The sequence below is a fragment of the Alcaligenes sp. Marseille-Q7550 genome (genome assembly GCF_965112015.1).
The window spans coordinates 1,046,261-1,062,591 of record NZ_CBCOPU010000002.1 but is presented as its reverse complement, the minus strand read 5'-3'; the positions used below and the strand labels follow the sequence as shown (position 1 = coordinate 1,062,591).

Annotated in this window: 17 protein-coding genes; 10 read left to right on the top strand and 7 right to left on the bottom strand. The window is 65.6% G+C overall.

Annotated elements, in window-relative coordinates; translation table 11 throughout:
• The first annotated feature begins 34 nt into the window (after positions 1-34).
• The 6 genes from ACWPWO_RS14435 (at position 35) to ACWPWO_RS14410 (ending at position 5,396) form a co-directional block, all read left to right on the top strand.
• Positions 35-934, top strand: coding sequence for a branched-chain amino acid ABC transporter permease (locus ACWPWO_RS14435; protein ID WP_454007169.1), 900 nt, complete (start codon positions 35-37; stop codon positions 932-934).
• Entirely contained in the window at positions 927-1,688 is a 762-nt protein-coding gene (locus ACWPWO_RS14430) for an ABC transporter ATP-binding protein (protein ID WP_454007168.1), read from the top strand. The genes ACWPWO_RS14435 and ACWPWO_RS14430 overlap by 8 nt, the downstream gene beginning before the upstream one ends.
• Complete coding sequence (locus ACWPWO_RS14425) at positions 1,685-2,413, top strand: ABC transporter ATP-binding protein (protein WP_454007167.1); 729 nt, start codon at positions 1,685-1,687, stop codon at positions 2,411-2,413. Before ACWPWO_RS14430 ends, ACWPWO_RS14425 begins: the two co-directional genes overlap by 4 nt.
• A 107-nt stretch (positions 2,414-2,520) precedes the next feature.
• Positions 2,521-3,735 (top strand): FAD-dependent monooxygenase, encoded by a 1,215-nt coding sequence (locus ACWPWO_RS14420; protein ID WP_454007166.1) that lies wholly within the window; start codon positions 2,521-2,523, stop codon positions 3,733-3,735.
• Between the two features lie 17 nt (positions 3,736-3,752).
• Positions 3,753-4,628: an oxygenase MpaB family protein gene (locus ACWPWO_RS14415; protein WP_454007165.1), complete on the top strand. Its 876-nt coding sequence runs from the start codon at positions 3,753-3,755 to the stop codon at positions 4,626-4,628.
• Positions 4,629-4,676: 48 nt separating this feature from the next.
• Positions 4,677-5,396, top strand: a complete 720-nt coding sequence (locus ACWPWO_RS14410; RefSeq protein WP_454007164.1) for a TetR/AcrR family transcriptional regulator — start codon at positions 4,677-4,679, stop codon at positions 5,394-5,396.
• 132 nt (positions 5,397-5,528) lie between these two features.
• Here the strand turns inward: ACWPWO_RS14410 and ACWPWO_RS14405 are convergent, their stop codons facing one another.
• From ACWPWO_RS14405 to rimO, 7 genes are all read right to left on the bottom strand, one after another.
• A complete protein-coding gene (locus ACWPWO_RS14405) occupies positions 5,529-5,933 on the bottom strand; it encodes a PIN domain-containing protein (RefSeq protein ID WP_454007163.1) in 405 nt (134 codons plus the stop codon).
• The gene (locus ACWPWO_RS14400) at positions 5,930-6,175 is read right to left on the bottom strand and encodes an AbrB/MazE/SpoVT family DNA-binding domain-containing protein (protein ID WP_454007162.1); all 246 of its coding nucleotides are present in this window, start codon (positions 6,173-6,175) and stop codon (positions 5,930-5,932) included. Before ACWPWO_RS14400 ends, ACWPWO_RS14405 begins: the two co-directional genes overlap by 4 nt.
• A 125-nt stretch (positions 6,176-6,300) precedes the next feature.
• The gene (locus tag ACWPWO_RS14395; RefSeq protein WP_454007161.1) at positions 6,301-7,188 is read right to left on the bottom strand and encodes a LysR substrate-binding domain-containing protein; all 888 of its coding nucleotides are present in this window, start codon (positions 7,186-7,188) and stop codon (positions 6,301-6,303) included.
• 92 nt (positions 7,189-7,280) lie between these two features.
• Entirely contained in the window at positions 7,281-8,045 is a 765-nt protein-coding gene (locus ACWPWO_RS14390) for a maleate cis-trans isomerase family protein (protein WP_454007160.1), read from the bottom strand.
• A gap of 125 nt (positions 8,046-8,170) precedes the next feature.
• Positions 8,171-9,178 (bottom strand): UDP-glucose 4-epimerase GalE, encoded by a 1,008-nt coding sequence (gene galE / locus ACWPWO_RS14385; protein ID WP_454007159.1) that lies wholly within the window; start codon positions 9,176-9,178, stop codon positions 8,171-8,173.
• Positions 9,179-9,218: 40 nt separating this feature from the next.
• Positions 9,219-9,743, bottom strand: coding sequence for a gamma carbonic anhydrase family protein (locus tag ACWPWO_RS14380; protein WP_394062157.1), 525 nt, complete (start codon positions 9,741-9,743; stop codon positions 9,219-9,221).
• Between the two features lie 34 nt (positions 9,744-9,777).
• Positions 9,778-11,097, bottom strand: a complete 1,320-nt coding sequence (gene rimO / locus ACWPWO_RS14375) for a 30S ribosomal protein S12 methylthiotransferase RimO (RefSeq protein WP_454007158.1) — start codon at positions 11,095-11,097, stop codon at positions 9,778-9,780.
• Between the two features lie 158 nt (positions 11,098-11,255).
• Between rimO and rsmB the strand changes: the two genes are divergently transcribed.
• From rsmB to ACWPWO_RS14355, 4 genes are read left to right on the top strand one after another with little or no spacing between them, the layout of a single operon-like run.
• Complete coding sequence (gene rsmB / locus ACWPWO_RS14370; RefSeq protein ID WP_454007157.1) at positions 11,256-12,605, top strand: 16S rRNA (cytosine(967)-C(5))-methyltransferase RsmB; 1,350 nt, start codon at positions 11,256-11,258, stop codon at positions 12,603-12,605.
• Positions 12,606-12,653: 48 nt separating this feature from the next.
• Positions 12,654-13,238 carry a DUF4390 domain-containing protein gene (locus ACWPWO_RS14365; RefSeq protein WP_454007156.1) on the top strand — a complete coding sequence of 195 codons (585 nt, stop codon included), beginning with the start codon at positions 12,654-12,656 and terminating at the stop codon, positions 13,236-13,238.
• Positions 13,238-15,574, top strand: coding sequence for an ATP-binding protein (locus tag ACWPWO_RS14360; protein ID WP_454007499.1), 2,337 nt, complete (start codon positions 13,238-13,240; stop codon positions 15,572-15,574). Before ACWPWO_RS14365 ends, ACWPWO_RS14360 begins: the two co-directional genes overlap by 1 nt.
• Positions 15,575-15,595: 21 nt before the next feature.
• Positions 15,596-16,294 carry a response regulator gene (locus tag ACWPWO_RS14355; RefSeq protein WP_454007155.1) on the top strand — a complete coding sequence of 233 codons (699 nt, stop codon included), beginning with the start codon at positions 15,596-15,598 and terminating at the stop codon, positions 16,292-16,294.
• Positions 16,295-16,331 lie beyond the last annotated feature (37 nt).

Here is a 16,331-nt window from a genome sequence, read left to right as displayed (position 1 = left end):
TCGGCAGCCTGATCGTGGCCGCCGTGCTGGGGGCGTGCTGCAAAGCGACTACCTCCTGCACATCCTGGTCCTGATGCTGCTTTACGCCATCCTGGCCAGCAGCCTGAACCTGATCGTGGGCTATGTGGGGGAATTTCCCCTGGGACACGTGGCCTTCTTCGGAATCGGCGCCTATGCAGTGGCCATCCTGAGCTCGCCCTCCGTGGGCTGGCCAGTCACCTTGTCGCTCTGCGCCGCCGCCCTGATCGCCGCCGTCCTGGGGTGGCTGATCGGGCGCATCACGCTGCGTCTGAACGGCCCCTTCTTCGTCATCGTGACGCTCGCCTTCGCCGAGGTGCTGCGCCTGCTGGCCAACAACTGGATAGGCCTGACCAACGGCCCCATGGGCATCGCCGGCGTCGCGCACCCGGCGATCCTGGACGCGGTGCCTTTCCTGCACGGCAAGCGGGGCTTCGTGGCCATGGGCGTGGCGCTGGCCGCCCTGACCTTCTACGTGTGCTACCGGCTGGTTCATTCCAGCGCCGGCCGCGCCGCCGTCACCTTGCGGGAGAACCGCTATGTGGCGCAGTCCGTGGGCATCAATCCATTCCGCTACGCCCTGTTCGTGTTCGTGGTGGCTGCCTTCCTGGCGGGCCTGGCCGGCGCCTACTACGCCACCTACATCGGCTTCGTGGGGCCGGAGGTCTTCGGCTTTCCGTTCACCGCCACCATGATCATCATCGTGCTGCTGGGCGGCAAGGGCACCCTGATCGGCCCGGTCATAGGCGCGGTGATCGTGACCCTGCTGGAAGAGTATCTGCGCGAATTCAAGGAGCTGCGCCTGTCCCTGTTCGGTCTGGTGGTGATGGGTGTGGTGCTGTTCGCCCCGGACGGGGTCATGGGATATGTGCGGCAGCGTTTCGCGCAGGGATTCAGGAGGGTGCGCCATGCTTGAGGTTCAAGGACTGGGTAAATCATTCGGCGGCATCCATGCCGTGCAGGACATCGATTTCGCGGTGCCCAAGGGTCAGATCGTCAGCCTGATCGGCCCTAACGGCGCGGGCAAGACGACCTGCTTCAATCTGATCACCGGCTTCTATCAGCCCTCCAGGGGGCAGGTGCGCTGGGACGGGCAGGACGTGACCGGCAGCCGGCCCTACGACATGGCCCAGCGGGGCGTGATCCGGACCTTCCAGAAGACCAATGTGCTGCGCTCGCTGCCGGTCTTCGACAATCTGGTGCACGCCCAGTACATGCAGGACCGGGACCCCCTGTGGCGAACCTTCTGGCCCGGAGGCCGGCGCCAGGCCCAGAGCCGGCAGATGGACGAGGCGGCCGGCGCGCTGCTGGAGCTGGTCGGACTGAGTCGCCGCGCGGATGTGCAGGCAGGTTCGCTGTCCTGCGGAGAGCTGCGTCTGCTGGAGGTGGCGGTCGCGCTGGCGGCGCGGCCGCGGCTGCTGATGCTCGATGAGCCGGCAGCCGGGCTGAACACGCGGGAGGCCGAGCACCTGGCCGAGCTGCTGCGCAGCCTGCCCGGCCAATGGGTGGAGTCCGTGCTGGTGGTCGAGCACAACATGAACCTGATCATGCGAGTCTCGGACCACATCGTGGTGATGAACTTCGGCAAGAAGCTGGCCAGCGGCACGCCCGCCCAGATCCAGGCCGATGAACAGGTGCTGGAAGCGTACATGGGGAGGAAAGCCGCATGAAGGTCGTGAACACGCCGCCCTTGCTGGAACTGGACCAGGTCGTGGCCGGCTATGGAAATCTGGTGGCCCTGCACGAGGTCAGCCTGACGGTGCAGCCCGGGGAAGTCGTGGCCCTGCTGGGCGCCAACGGCGCCGGGAAGTCCACGACGCTGCGGGCCATCTCCGGCCTGATCAGGCCCATGGCGGGCGCCATACGCTGGAAGGGCCAGGACATACAGGGACGCAGCCCGGATCACATCCTGCGCCTGGGACTGTCGCACTGCCCCGAAGAGCGCCACGTCTGGCCGGAAATGAGCGTGGAGGAAAACCTGGAGCTGGGCGCGTACCTGATACGGTCGCGCATCGAAGTCGCGCGCCGCCAGGCCCTCGCCTTCCATCGCTTCCCCCGCCTCAAGGAACGCCCCCGCCAGTTGGCCGGACCCCTGAGCGGCGGCGGGCAGCAGATGCTGGCCATCGCGCGGGCGCTCATGTCCGAACCCGAGCTGCTCATCCTGGACGAGCCGTCCCTGGGCCTCAGCCCCAAGATGGCGCTGGAAGTGTTCGAGGTGGTGCGGGAGATCAGCGAGCACGGCGTGTCCATCCTGGTCGTGGAACAGAACGTGCACAACGCCTTGAGCGTGGCGAGCCGGGCCTATGTGCTGGAGACCGGGCAGGTGATCGCCGAGAAGGACAGCTCCAGCTTGCGGGACGATCCGGAATTGCTGAGCGCCTACCTGGGCGGCTGATCGGAGGCCGGAGCCGCTCGGCAGCGCGGCCTGGTTCGGGTCATGAATTATTTATTCGATTAATTAAATTAATGTTGTTGCCCGCTGGACGGGCGGAGGAAGAGAGCATGAGCAAGACCTTGAAAGTGGGAGTGATGGGCGCGGGCATCGGCGGCGTGACGCTGGCGGCGGCGCTGGCGCAGCGCGGCATCGAGGTGCACCTGTTCGAGCGGGCGGCGGGCTTCGGCGAGGTGGGGGCGGGCATCCAGATGACGCCCAACGCCGTCAAGGTGCTCAATGCCCTGGGCGCCCACGAGGCCCTGGCGGCCGTCGGCTTCCTGCCCGAGGCGCTGGTGGGGCGCAACTGGGAAACGGGCGAGGAAAGCTTCCGCATTCCCTTGAAGGCGGACTGCCCGCGCCTGTATGGCGCCGAGTTCTTCCATGTGCATCGCGCCGACCTGCATGAGCTGCTGACTCGTCTGCTGGGCGATGCGCGCGTCACGTTCAATGCCCAGTGCGTGGGCATCAGCCAGGATGCGGACAAGGCCGTGGCGCATTTCGCCGACGGCAGCCGCTGCGAGGCGGATCTGATCGGCGGCGCCGACGGCGGGCGCTCGGAGGTGCGGCGCGCCCTGTTCGGCGCCGAGGCGCCGCACTTCACCGGCAATATGTGCTATCGCGCCGTGGTGCCATTCGAGCAGATGCCCGATTTCGTGGCGCCCGAAGCCTCGTTCTGGTTCGGCCCCAAGAGTCATGTCGTCACCTACTTCGTCAATGGCGGCAAGGCGGTCAACATCGTGGCGGTCAATGAGACCAGCGACTGGGTGGAGGAATCCTGGAACGTGCGCAGCACGCGGGAGGAAATGCTGGCGGCTTTTGCGGGCTGGCATCCCAACATCCAGCGGCTGTTCGAGCGCGTGCAGGAGGTCTATCGGTGGGGACTGTTCGACCGCGACCCGATGGCGACCTGGACGCAGGGGCGCGTGACGCTGCTGGGCGACGCCGCCCACCCCATGCTGCCGTTCCTGTCGCAAGGCGCCGCCATGGCGATCGAGGATGCGTATGTGCTGGCCGCCGCCCTGGCGGCCTGGCCGGACAACCTGGCGCTGGCCCTGCAGCGCTACGAACAGGAGCGCCTGCCGCGCACCAGCCGCGTGCAGCTGGAGGCCCGGGAACGCGGCCGCACCTATCACCTGGCCGACAAGGAGGAGCAGGCGCGGCGCGATGCCGCCTACCGCGAGCAGCAAGCCCGCAATCCGCACGCCGGCGGCATCAAGACCGATTGGGTGTATTCGTATAATGCCACTGACTTCCAGCCGGAAACCGCGCCGGTTTCGTCCTGAGCTTACGGAGAACCTGATTGCAATTTCTGCGCCAGCGCATCGAAGACCAGATTCACGCCGTCACCGGGCTGGATTCCAGCCCGGTGGACTTTACCGTGCCGCCGGGAGATCCAGGGCTGTTCGGCCCGGATTCGGCGGTATGGATCGTGCATTCGGATTTCACCTCCATGCTGATAGGCGGGGTGGCGGCGCTGTATCTGCAGATGCTGGATCCACGGGTGCTGGCGGGCGTCTGGGATCATTCCAATTTCCGCCAGGACATGCAGGGCCGCCTGGCGCGCACGGCCCAGTTCATCTCGGCCGTCAGCTATGGCGGACGTGAGCAAGCCGAGCAGTTCATCGCCCGGGTGCGGCGCCTGCATGAGCGGGTGCATGGGCATTTGCCGGACGGCACGCCGTACGACGCCAATGATCCCGAGTTGCTGGCCTGGGTGCATCACAGCCAGGCTTACAGCTTTTTGCGCGCGCACCTGCGCTACCGCCGTCCCGACCTGGCCGGAGAGCTGCAGGATCGCTACATCCGCGAATACCGGGTCGTGGCCCGGGCCCTGGGAGCGGACGCCGGGCTGGCGTGGGACCGGGAAAGCCTGCAGCAGCGCATGGACCAGCATCGCGCCCTTGTCGTGGTGGACGAGCGCACTCGCGAGGTCGCCCGCATCCTGAGGCGATCCGCGGACCAGTTCAAGGGCCCCAAGGCGTTGGCGGGCCGGATCTTCATGGCCTCGGCCCTGGATCTGCTGCCGCCCTGGGCGCAGGCCTGCTTCGGGCATGAGCCTTCCGGGCTGGAGCAGCGCTGGCGCCTGGCCGCCGTATCGACCATGGCGCAAGGCTTGCGCTGGGCGACGCGCAACGGCTCCATGCACAGGGCCCGGCGACGCATGGGGCTGTCGTGAACGAGCCATTCGGCGGAAAATAAGGAATCATCGAAGGGGAGAATGGGTATGCCATCAGCCGCCGCAGGGCGCTGGGTCAAGCGCGACCGGCCGGGACGGCCGGAAGGGGCGGGCGACAATGCGTCCGAACGCATCCTGGATGCGGCCGAGCAGGAGTTTTCGGAAACCGGCTACGCGGGCACCACGCTGCGCACCATCGCGCAGCGCGCCGCCGTGACGCAGGCCCTGATCAATTATTACTTCGGGTCCAAGTACGGCCTGTACGAGGCCGTCTTCATCCGCCGCGGCCGCCTGATCTCGGATGAGCGCCTGCGGCGCCTGGAACAGATTCGCGCCCAGTCCGGCGCGGCCCGGGTGGAGGAGGTCGTGCGCGCCTTCCTGGCGCCGACCATCGCCTTGCGCGAGACCGAAGGCGGCCGGCGCTTCCTGCGCCTGCAGGCGCGCCTGCACACGGAGCCGGCGGAGATCTCCTACAAGCTGCGCAACGAGGCCTACGATGCCTCCACGCGCGCCTATGTGCACCTGCTGGAGGAAATCCTGCCGCAGTTGCCGGCGCGCGATGTGTACTGGCGCATGGTGCTGATGATAGGCGCCTACATGTACGCGTTCTCCGACACGCACCGCCTGGAGGAGCTGGCGCCCGTGGTCTGCGACCCGAACGACACCGGCGAGGTGTTCGAACAGATCGTGGCCTTCGTGACGGCGGGGCTGCAAGCCGAAGCGGTGCGCCAGGGCGAATCATTGCGAAGCCCTGCAGGGAAATCCTAACCTGTTGAATTTAAATTTTTTTCTATGCCAAACTTTACTTGGACCCGCCCCGATTTACAGCTCGAATTGCCCAAAGGCTCGTAGGTGGCAAGTTGGCGGGTAGATAGAGGTAAAGGAAATCTTGCTATCCGGTCAAAGAGGAATAATCGCTGCGCCGGGCAGCCGGGCGGCATTCTGATCGAATGTAGCCAGGGTACGTGTATTCTGAACCGCATTGGCAATGTGCATGCAATCCGCAAAGTCAGCGCCAACCCAGTTGCGCCATAGCTTGAGGGCCTCTTCCAGTACGGCAGGCTCTTGCACGACGAGCTCATGTGTCTCCAGGACCGCATTGAAGGCCTGCTGGATCTCCGCCGGCAAAAGCTTGTAGCGGCTGCGCAGCACCCATTCCGTTTCCAGAAGTACACCCGACGAAATCAACACTGGCGTGCCTTCTTCCGCAGCGGCCTGCACGATCCGAACTGCTGCCGCGCACTGTGTTTCATCGTCGCGAGTCAGAAGCCGGACGAGCACGTTTGTGTCTATGGCTATGCTCATGAGACGGAGTCATCGGTCGGTAGGTCAACAGTCATCTCTTTGAGCGGCACAGGTGTTCTACCAGGTTTATGCAGCAGCCCGGCCAAGTCCGACACATGCCGCAGTTTGGGCCGCACAACCAGGGTCCCGTCGCTGAGCAGCGAGAAGGTGATCTTGTCGCCGGGCTTCAGCCCCATTCGCTGTCGTATATCCCTAGGCACGGTCACTTGTCCCTTTGATGTCAGAGTGATGGCCTCGGTCATAGCGGTCTCCCGGGTGAAAGTATTACGTTATAGGGTATCGTACTGCTTTCGTGCCGCAGGGTCAAACCTTGGCGAGCCCAAGGCGCATGCGGGCGCCAAGGCGAGTGAAGCCCGGCTTTTCGGGTTCAGGACGCGGTCTGCAGCAGGAAGTTCAGCAGCGTCAGGGCGCTGGGCTGCAGGTCCCGGCGCCGGCGCACGCCGATCAGGATGTCTCGCCGGCTCCAGTCGTCCTCCAGTTCTATCATGCGCGTCTGGGGCACCTTGTAGATGCGGGCGCTCTCGCGCGGCAGGATGGCGATGCCCATGCCGGCGTTCACGAGCAGGCACATGGCGTCGTAGCCCGACACTTCCGTGCGCACGCGCACCGAACGGTTGGCTTCCATGGCGACCTTGGTGATCTGGTAGTTGATCTGCGTGCCGGGCAGCAGGGTGATCTGCTCGTGTTCCAGGGTCTGTTCGAAGCGCAGGCGTTCGTACCGGGCCAGAGGGTGGTCCAGGGGCGCGAGCACCACCAGTTCGTCGCTGCGAAACGGATAGGCCTCGATGTCGGCGTCGTAGGGCAGGCGCGTGAACACGCCCAGGTCGGCTTTGCCGTCGGCCAGGGCGCGGATGATGTCCAGGCTGGTCTTCTCTTCCAGTTGCAGCCGTATGCTGGGATGCAGCCGCCCGAATTCGCCCAGCGGCGCGGGCAGGAACTGCGAGATGGCCGAGGTGTTGGCCAGGATGTGGACCAGGCCTTGCTGGCCCTGTGAATAGGCCTGCAGGCGTGATTCGATATCCTCGACGCTGTTGAGCAGGGCGCGCGAGCGGTACAGCAGCTCCAGCCCCGCCGCAGTGGGGCTGACGCCTTTGTTGGTGCGCACCAGCAAGGTGGTGTTCAGGGCCTGTTCCAGGTCGGCGATGCGGCGGCTGACGGCGGCCGCGGCGATGTGCTCGCGCTCGGCCGCCTGGCTGATCGTGCCTTCTTCCAGTACCCGGACAAACAGTTTGAGGGTCAGGAGGTCCAGTTTCATGCACGCATCATATCGTTTTTTTCTTCATCGACGATATGAAAAAAAGCCCTGCCGGCGCAGACCGGCAGGGCTTTGCGCAACGATGCGGGCGATCAGGCCTGCTGGGGCTTGGCGCCGGACAGGATGTGGCCGGCGTTGGGTACGCGGGTTTCCAGACCCAGGGTCTTGAGCATCTGGTACACGGTGCAGACGGCGGCCGACAGCACGGGCTTGCCGATCAGGTCCTGGGCGCGCTGGATGGCGGGCAGGGAAGTCATCTGCACGCAGGCGGACAGGATCACGGCGTCCACGCCGTCGTGGTTCAGGCGCTGCACGTGTTCGAGCAGGTTCTCGGGGTTCAGCAGGCCCACTTCCAGGTTGTCGGACACTTCCAGGCTGATGGAGTCCTGCACTTCGATGCCCTCGGCCGTGATGTAGTCGGCCACGCGCTTGGTCGGGGGTTTCATGTAGGGGGTGATGATGGAGACTTTCTTGTAGCCGAATTCCTTCAGCGTATCGACCAGGGCGCCCGCCGAGCTCAGCACGGGGATCTCCACGCCGTTTTCCTTGACGGTGTTCTGCAGGCGGGCCTGCGAGACGCGGTGGTAGCCGTCGCCCTGGGCCATGATGGCCACCAGGCAGGCGTAGGCCATGACGTTCATGCGGGCGTCGCTCAGTTCGACGGCGCAGCGGTCGCTGGCGATGTCCATGGCCTTCAGTTCCTCGGGGTTCACGTGCATCATGCGCATGCGCGAGGAGTGGAAGGTGAAGCGCTCTTCCGGAAACTCGGCGTAGCGAGCCTGCAGCATGGCAGGAATCTCGGTTTCCATGGTGGTGTTGGAGCTTGGGACGATCTGGCCGATGCGGTAGGTTTTCATAGCGGTCTGTCTCTGAATGAGGTTTTTAGATTGACGGCTTCATTCTAGAGGCCGCTTTCCGCCTTGCAAATCAATCATCTGTCAACGTGCCATCGCCGTTGGCGATGGCAGCATGGAGCGCCCGCCTATTCCTGGCTGGCCTGCCAGCGCCAGGCGTCGTCGCACATTTCCTGTATGTCCCTGACTGCGGTCCAGCCCAGCTTTTCACGCGCCAGGCGCGTATCGGCCCAGCAGGCGGCGATGTCGCCTGGACGGCGCGGCGCAATGGTGTAGGGAATGTCCCGGCCGCTGCTGCGCGCGAAGGCCTGGATCATCTCCAGCACGGAATAGCCGCGGCCGGTGCCCAGGTTCACGGCCAGCAGCTCGGGCTCGCTGTCCTGCAGGTAGCGCAGGGCGGCGACGTGGCCCTGCGCCAGGTCCATGACGTGGATGTAGTCGCGCACGCCGGTGCCGTCCGGGGTGTCGTAGTCCTGGCCGAAGACCTGCACCCGTTCGCGCTGGCCGCTGGCGACCTGCGCCACATAAGGCATCAGGTTGTTGGGCACGCCTTGCGGGGCTTCGCCGATCAGACCCGAGGGATGCGCGCCCACGGGGTTGAAGTAGCGCAGCAGAGCGATGCGCCAGCCCGGCTCGCTCCTGGACAGCTGGCCCATGATTTCTTCCAGGACCAGCTTGGTGTGGCCGTATGGGTTGGTGGCCGACAAGGGGTGGTCCTCGGGAATGGGAAGCTGCTGCGGGTCGCCGTAGACGGTGGCGGACGAGGAGAACACCAGGCTGCGCACGCCGGCCTGCTGCATGGCCTGCAGCAGGGTGACAGTGCCGGCGACGTTGTTGTCGTGGTAGTCCAGCGGCCTGGCGACGGATTCGCCGACCGCTTTCAGGCCGGCGAAGTGGATGACGGCGCCGATGTCGTGCTGCTTGAAGATCGAGTCCAGCAGGGCGCGGTCGCGGATGTCGCCGCGGATGAACCCGGGCCGCGCGCCAGTAATTTGTTCAACGGCGTCCAGGACGGTTTCCCGACTGTTGGACAGATTGTCCAGGACCAGGACCTGATAGCCGCCGGCGATCAGTTCAACGCAGGTGTGGGAACCAATGAAACCGGTTCCGCCGGTCACGAGAATCTTGCGGGTCATCGGGTGAATCTCCAGTAGATGACGAGGCGAGGGAATAAGCTCAATCCAGGCGCTTGAGGGCCGTCTTGTAGTGGGCGGCGCGTTCGGCGTAGACCTTGGCATTGTGGCGCAGCCTGGCCACCTCTTCATCGCTCAGGGTGCGCACCGCCTTGGCGGGCGAGCCTATGATCAGGCTGCGTTCGGGAAAGACCTTGCCTTCGGTGACCAGGGCGCCGGCCCCGACCAGGCAGTCGCGCCCGATGACGGCGCCGTTCAGCACCACGGCCTGGATGCCGATCAGGGCGCCCGCGCCTATGGTGCAGCCGTGCAGCATGGCCTGGTGGCCGATGGTGACGTGTTCGGCGATGTCCAGCGGAAAGCCCGGATCGGTATGCAGTACCGCGCCTTCCTGCACGTTGGAGCCGCGGCCCACGGTGATGGTCTCGTTGTCGCCGCGTATGACCGCGCCGGGCCATACGCTGCTGTTTTCTTCCAGCACGACCTTGCCGATCAGGGTGGCTTCCCTGGCCACGAAGGCGCTGTCGTCGATCCGGGGGCGGTGTTCGTCCAGTTGATAGATGCTCATGGCTTGTGCGGGGCCGGAGCGCCGGCCCATGAGGTTACAGGGCCTGCGCGAACAGGTCGTACTCGCTGGAGTCGGTGATGCGCACGCGCACCATCTGGCCGGGCTGGAGGGGCTGCTCGCTGGTGACGAACACATTGCCGTCGATCTCCGGCGCGTCGGCGCTGGAGCGGGCGACGGCGTCGCCGTCCTCGTCGATCTCATCGACCAGCACGTCCACCTCGCGGCCTACCTTGGCGGCCAGGCGGGCGGCGGAGATGGCCTGCTGGTGCTCCATGAAGCGTTCCCAGCGCTCCTGCTTGACTTCATCGGGCACCGCGCCGTCCAGTTGGTTGGCGGGCGCGCCTTCCACGGGCGAATACTGGAAACAGCCCACGCGGTCCAGCTGGGCCTCGCTCATCCAGTCCAGCAGGTACTGGAAGTCGTCCTCGGTCTCGCCGGGAAAGCCCACGATGAAGGTGGAGCGTATGGTCAGGTCCGGACAGTCCTGGCGCCATTGCTTGATGCGCGAGAGCGTGCGGTCTTCGAAGGCGGGGCGCTTCATGGCGCGCAGCACGGAGGGGCTGGCGTGCTGGAAGGGGATGTCCAGGTAGGGCAGGACCTTGCCTTCGGCCATCAGGGGGATGATGTTGTCCACGTGCGGGTAGGGATACACATAGTGCAGCCGCACCCAGGCGCCCAGCTCGGACAGGGCGGCGCTCAGGTCCACCATGCTGCTCTTGACGGGGCGGCCGTTCCAGAATCCGGTGCGCTGGCGGATGTCCACGCCGTAGGCGCTGGTGTCCTGGGAGATGACCAGCAGTTCCTTGACGCCGGCCTTGACCAGGCGTTCGGCCTCGCCCAGCACATCGCCCACGGGGCGGCTGACCAGCTTGCCGCGCATGGACGGGATGATACAGAAGGAGCAGCTGTGGTTGCAGCCCTCGGAGATCTTCAGGTAGGCGTAGTGGCGCGGGGTCAGCTTGACGCCCTGCGGCGGCACCAGGTCCAGGTAGGGGTTGTGCTCGAGCGAGGGCGGGGCGGCTTCGTGCACCGCGCGCACCACCTGTTCGTACTGCTGGGGACCGGTGACCGACAGCACCGAGGGGTGCACGTCGCGGATGACGCTTTCGTCCACGCCCATGCAGCCGGTGACGATCACCCGGCCGTTCTCGGCCAGGGCCTCGCCGATGGCCTCCAGCGACTCCGCCTTGGCGCTGTCGATGAAGCCGCAGGTGTTGACCACCACCACGTCGGCGTTGTCGTAGCTGGAGGTGATCTGGTAGCCGTCGGTGCGCAGCTGGGTAAGAATGCGTTCGGAGTCCACCAGGGCCTTGGGGCATCCCAGGCTCACGAATCCGACTTTGGGGGCGGTCATAGAGGGTCCTTCTGGAGCCGGATGGCTCGAAATTGGCAAATAGGATTGATTTTAACGTCCTGCGCGTTCAAGCGCGCCGGTCTTTGGCTTGCGGGCCGGCCAATGCGTCAAATAGTGCTAAAGTCGCAGACATATTTTTCTTTACTACCGGTTTTCCAGTGTCCGACACGCACCTTTCCCCATCCCTGCCCTTGTCCGAAGTCCTGCTGCTCAGCGCCCGCCATGTCGAGGGCGTGCTGGCGGGCAAATCGCTGTCCGACAGCCTGGCGGCCACGCCTGCGCCTGCGCGGGCGGCGGTGCAGTCCGTCAGCTTCCACGTGCTGCGCCGCCTGGGCCATGCGCGCCAGATACGTATCACGCTGGTGCCGCGCCAGCCGGGCAACCCCTGGCTGGACGCCTTGCTGATGGTGTCGCTGGCGCTGCTGGATACGGCCATGCGCGTGCAGGCCGACGCGCAAGTCTTCGCCGACCGGCCCGACGTTCCGGTATACGCGGTGCACACGGTGGTGGACCAGGCGGTGCGCGCCGCCGACAGCCAGGCCGCGCTGCGCCAGTCCAAGGGGCTGGTCAATGGCGTGCTGCGCCGCTTCACGCGCGAGCGCGAGACAATTTTAGCGCAGGTCGAGTCCCGACCAGAAGCCCGCTGGAATCATCCGGGCTGGTGGGTCAAGGAATTGCGCCGCGCCTACCCGCGCGACTGGGAAGCACTGTTGCAGGCCGCCAACCGCCCCGGCCCGCTGACGCTGCGCGTGAACCAGCGCCGCTGCACGGTGGAACGGCTGCGTGCCGTGCTGCAGGAGGCCGGCATCGCTTCCAGCTCGCCCGGCCAGGGCGCGGTGACCCTGGACAAGGCCTTGCCGGTGCATGCCATTCCGGGCTTTGATCTGGGCTGGTGGTCGGTGCAGGACTGGTCCGCCCAGCAGGCCGGCCTGCTGCTGCCGCTGCGCGACGGCATGCGCGTGCTCGACGCCTGCGCGGCGCCCGGCGGCAAGACCGCCCATCTGCTGGAGCAGGCGGACCTGTCCCTGCTCGCCCTGGATTCGGACGCCGAGCGCCTGCAGCGCGTCTCGCAGAACCTGCGCCGGCTGGGGCTGGACGGCGAGCATGTGCGGGTTGCACAGGGCAACGCCGCCCGCCCCGCGCAGTGGTGGGACGGCCGGCCTTTCGACGCCATCCTGGCGGACGTGCCCTGCACGGCCTCGGGCATCGTGCGCCGCCATCCGGACATACGCTGGCTGCGGCGCGAGTCCGATGTGGCCGACACCGCCCGTCTGCAGAGCACCATTCTGGACGCTTTGTGGTCCACCCTGCGAGTGGGCGGCCACCTGCTGTATTCGACCTGCTCGATCTTTCCGGCCGAAGGCCAGCAGCAGGTGGAAGCCTTCCTCGCCCGTCACGAGGAAGCCGAGCTGCTGCCGTCTCCCGGCCAGATCCTGCCCGGCGTGCCGGGCCGTTCCCTGGCCGATGGCGACGGCTTTTTCTATGCTTTATTTACGCGTCGTGCTTGAGCCGTCACAATAAGGGTTCCGACTTTGTTCTCCTTGCGGTTGATCCCGATGTGGCGCGTTCTTCTGTCCTTCCTGCTGATTTTCCACTGCGCGCTGACGTCTGCCGAAGACATCGTGCCGGTCGCGGCGTCGGGAGAGCGGGTGGTCAAAGTGGAACCTCACATTCGGGACGAGAAGCTCTACATCGACGCCGACATCGAATTCGAGCTCAGCGACGAATTGCGCAACGCCGCCGAGAAGGGCGTGCCGCTGTATTTCACGGCTGAAGTCGAAGTGGCCCGACCACGCTGGTGGTGGTTCGACAAGAACGTTGTCAAGGAACAACAGACCTGGCGGGTCGTATACAACGCCCTGACCCGGCAATGGCGCGTGGGCACCGGGGACTTGTCCCTGCCGGAGTCGTCCATGAACGATGCGCTGGACATGCTGCGCCACATCCGCGGCTGGGCCGTGGCCTACGTGGCCGACCTGGACCATGACCTGGAATATCACGGCCGCCTGCGCCTGCGGCTGGATACCTCCCTGCTGGCCCGTCCTTTCCAGGTGGATGCCATCAACAGTTCTGCATGGTCGCTTGCTACCCCATGGAAAACCTTTTCTTTTTCCGTCTCCGTCGCCGAGCCCCGGCCTTGATCCGCTGGGTTTTGCGCACCGCCCTGGCCGGGGCGGCGGTCAGCGCCCTGGCGCTGTTTTCCCTGCTGGTCTGGTCCACGGGCAACGCTTCGCGCTACGCGCAGCAGTACGACCTGCTGCTGGTGCTCAACGGCGTGCTGGCCGCCACCCTGATCTCCTGGGTGCTGCTGCTGACCGCCCGCCTGGTGCGGCAGATACGCCGACGCCAGTTCGGCGCGCGCATGACGGCGCGCTTCGCGTTCTATTTCACCCTGATCGGCATCATTCCCGGCGTGCTCATCTACATCCTGTCGGTGCAGTTCATGTCGCGCTCGATCGAATCCTGGTTCAACGTGCGCGTGGACACGGCGCTCGAGTCGGGCTTGAGTCTGGGGCGCGCCGCGCTCGACTCCCAACTGAACGAACTGGAGGGCAGGGCGTACGAGATGGTGGCCGCGCTGAACAAGTCCGACGGTGCGCAGTACAGCAGCCTGCTGACCACCCTGCGCGAGAACAACGGCGTGTCCGAGGCCATGATTTTTTCCAGCAACGGTCGTCTGCTGGCGTTCTCCTCTTCCCGATACGACACCTTGCTGCCGGACATGCCGCCCTCCAGCGTCATGAACCAGCTGCGCATCTCCCGCCAGTATTCCGCGGCCGAAGTGGACGACGATCAGCCCGCGTCCGACGGAGCCGTCGACGAAAGCGGGGCGCCGGTGGAATCCACCGGCCTGCGCCTGCGCACGGTGCTGCCGCTGGGCGAGGCCAATCGTTTCACCGCTTCGCTGGGCGGCAACGCCGACGCCCGCTGGCTGCAGGTGATCCAGCCGGTGCCCGACAAGATCGCCCGCAATGCCAATCAGGTGCAGCAGGGCTTTCGCGACTACCAGGAGCTGGCCTTGTCGCGCCAGGGCCTGCGCAAGCTGTACGGCATCACCCTGACCCTGGCGCTGATCCTGGCGGTGTTCACGGCCGTGGCCGCCGCCCTGGCCCTGTCGCGTCGCCTGACCCGTCCCCTGCTGACGCTGGCGGCGGGCACCCAGGCCGTGGGCGTGGGGGACTACCGGCCCCTGCCCGAACCCCCCGCCAAGGACGAGTTGGGCCAGTTGACCCGCTCCTTCAACGCCATGACCCGGCAACTGGACGAGGCGCGCCGCATGGTGGAGAAGAACCGGCTGCAGCTGGAACGCTCCAACGTCTATCTGGAATCGGTGCTGAGCAATCTGTCCAGCGGGGTGCTGGCCTTTGACGAGATGTTCCGCGTCACCATGTTCAACCAGGGCGCGCAACGCATCCTGCACGTGGACCTGCGGGCCATCAAGGGCCGGCCGCTGGAGACGCTGGACGGCGCCCTGAAGTTCGCCACCGTGATCCGCGAGGCCTTCGCCGCGCATAAGGCCCTGGGATCCGAGCATCCCTACTGGCAGCAGCAGTTCGAACTGGAGATGGGCGAGGCCAACGAGGCGCGCGACACCATCGTCACCGTGCTGGCGCGCGGCACGCTGCTGCGCGTGGACGGGCAGGCCACGGGCTACCTGGTGGTCTTTGACGACATCACCGACGTGATCTCGGCCAGCCGCCTGGTGGCCTGGAGCGAGGTGGCGCGCCGGCTGGCGCACGAGATCAAGAACCCGCTCACGCCCATCCAGCTTTCGGCCGAGCGCCTGGCCATGAAGCTGGAATCGCAGCTGGACGAGACGCACGCGGCCATGCTGCTGCGCTACACCAATACCATCGTGAACCAGGTGGGTTCGCTCAAGAAGATGGTGGAGGATTTCCGCGAATACGCGCGCAAGCCCGCCACCCAGATGCAGGACATCAACATCAATTCGCTCATCACGGAAGTCCTGACGCTGTACGGCTGGGATCCGGTGGACGGGATGGTGCGCGACGACGGCTACAGCGTGGCCATCGATGTGGAGCTGGATCCGGACCTGCCTCTGATACAGGGCGATCCCACGCAGTTGCGCCAGGTCATCCACAACCTGCTGGCCAACGCCCGCGAGGCCGCCGCCCAGGATCAGTCGCTTGACCAGGCGCGGGTATTTGTTAAAACCATGATGGCGGGCGTGGAAGGAGCGGATTCACCGGCCGCGGTGCGCTTCGTGGTCTCGGACAACGGACCGGGCTTCGATCCCCAGATGCTGGCGCGGGTTTTTGACCCCTATGTAACCACCAAGCCCACCGGCACCGGTCTGGGACTTGCTATAGTTAAGAAAATCATCGAGGAGCACGGCGGCAGGATCGATGTCTCCAATCGCCGTGAGGGGGGCGCACGCATTTCCATCCTCTTAACACGGCTTGCCGGCCAGCATATTCGTCTGGACTCTGGGCGGCAAGCAAACGATAATGCGTAAAAAGTACGTAGGTGACGCTATATGGCCAGAATTCTGGTAGTTGATGACGAAATCGGCATTCGCGAACTCTTGTCGGAAATTCTCTACGACGAGGGGCACACCGTTCAGCTGGCGGAAAATGCCGCCCAGGCTCGCGAGGCCCGCCTGCGCGGCCGTCCCGATCTGGTCCTGCTGGACATCTGGATGCCCGATACCGATGGCGTCAGCCTGCTCAAGGAATGGGCTTCCCAGGGGCTGCTGGACATGCCGGTCGTCATGATGAGCGGTCACGCCACCGTGGACACGGCTGTGGAAGCCACGCGCATCGGCGCCGTGGATTTCCTGGAAAAACCCATCACCATGCAGCGCCTGCTCAAGACCGTGTCCGCCGGCCTGGAGCGCACCGTCGCGCCCAAGGCCCTGGCCGCCGCCCGTCCGGCCGCCAACGGCAACGAGCGCCGGCCCGACGTCCCGGCCGCGCCTGCCGCTCCCGGCCAGCCGCCGGCGGTGGCCGCGCCCGAGCCTGAAGTGGACGAATCCCAACTGGGCAGCATCTCCCTGGACCTGCCCCTGCGTGAAGCGCGCGATGAATTCGAGCGCATCTATTTCGAATACCATCTGCGCCGCGAGAATCACAGCATGACCCGGGTGTCCGAGCGCACCGGCCTGGAGCGCACTCACCTGTACCGCAAGCTCAAGCAGCTGGGCATCGATTCGTCCCGCAAGCGCAATCAGTCCTGATCCAGTGGCAACACGAAGAAAAGCCCGCGAAACGCGG

Coding starts and splice junctions, on each gene's coding strand:
- ACWPWO_RS14430 (WP_454007168.1), top strand. CDS start 927: ATGCTTGAGGTTCAAGGACTGGGTAAATCATTCGGCGGCATCCATGCC.
- ACWPWO_RS14425 (WP_454007167.1), top strand. CDS start 1,685: ATGAAGGTCGTGAACACGCCGCCCTTGCTGGAACTGGACCAGGTCGTG.
- ACWPWO_RS14420 (WP_454007166.1), top strand. CDS start 2,521: ATGAGCAAGACCTTGAAAGTGGGAGTGATGGGCGCGGGCATCGGCGGC.
- ACWPWO_RS14410 (WP_454007164.1), top strand. CDS start 4,677: ATGCCATCAGCCGCCGCAGGGCGCTGGGTCAAGCGCGACCGGCCGGGA.
- ACWPWO_RS14405 (WP_454007163.1), bottom strand. CDS start 5,933: ATGAGCATAGCCATAGACACAAACGTGCTCGTCCGGCTTCTGACTCGC.
- ACWPWO_RS14400 (WP_454007162.1), bottom strand. CDS start 6,175: ATGACCGAGGCCATCACTCTGACATCAAAGGGACAAGTGACCGTGCCT.
- ACWPWO_RS14395 (WP_454007161.1), bottom strand. CDS start 7,188: ATGAAACTGGACCTCCTGACCCTCAAACTGTTTGTCCGGGTACTGGAA.
- ACWPWO_RS14390 (WP_454007160.1), bottom strand. CDS start 8,045: ATGAAAACCTACCGCATCGGCCAGATCGTCCCAAGCTCCAACACCACC.
- galE (WP_454007159.1), bottom strand. CDS start 9,178: ATGACCCGCAAGATTCTCGTGACCGGCGGAACCGGTTTCATTGGTTCC.
- ACWPWO_RS14380 (WP_394062157.1), bottom strand. CDS start 9,743: ATGAGCATCTATCAACTGGACGAACACCGCCCCCGGATCGACGACAGC.
- rimO (WP_454007158.1), bottom strand. CDS start 11,097: ATGACCGCCCCCAAAGTCGGATTCGTGAGCCTGGGATGCCCCAAGGCC.
- ACWPWO_RS14365 (WP_454007156.1), top strand. CDS start 12,654: ATGTGGCGCGTTCTTCTGTCCTTCCTGCTGATTTTCCACTGCGCGCTG.
- ACWPWO_RS14355 (WP_454007155.1), top strand. CDS start 15,596: ATGGCCAGAATTCTGGTAGTTGATGACGAAATCGGCATTCGCGAACTC.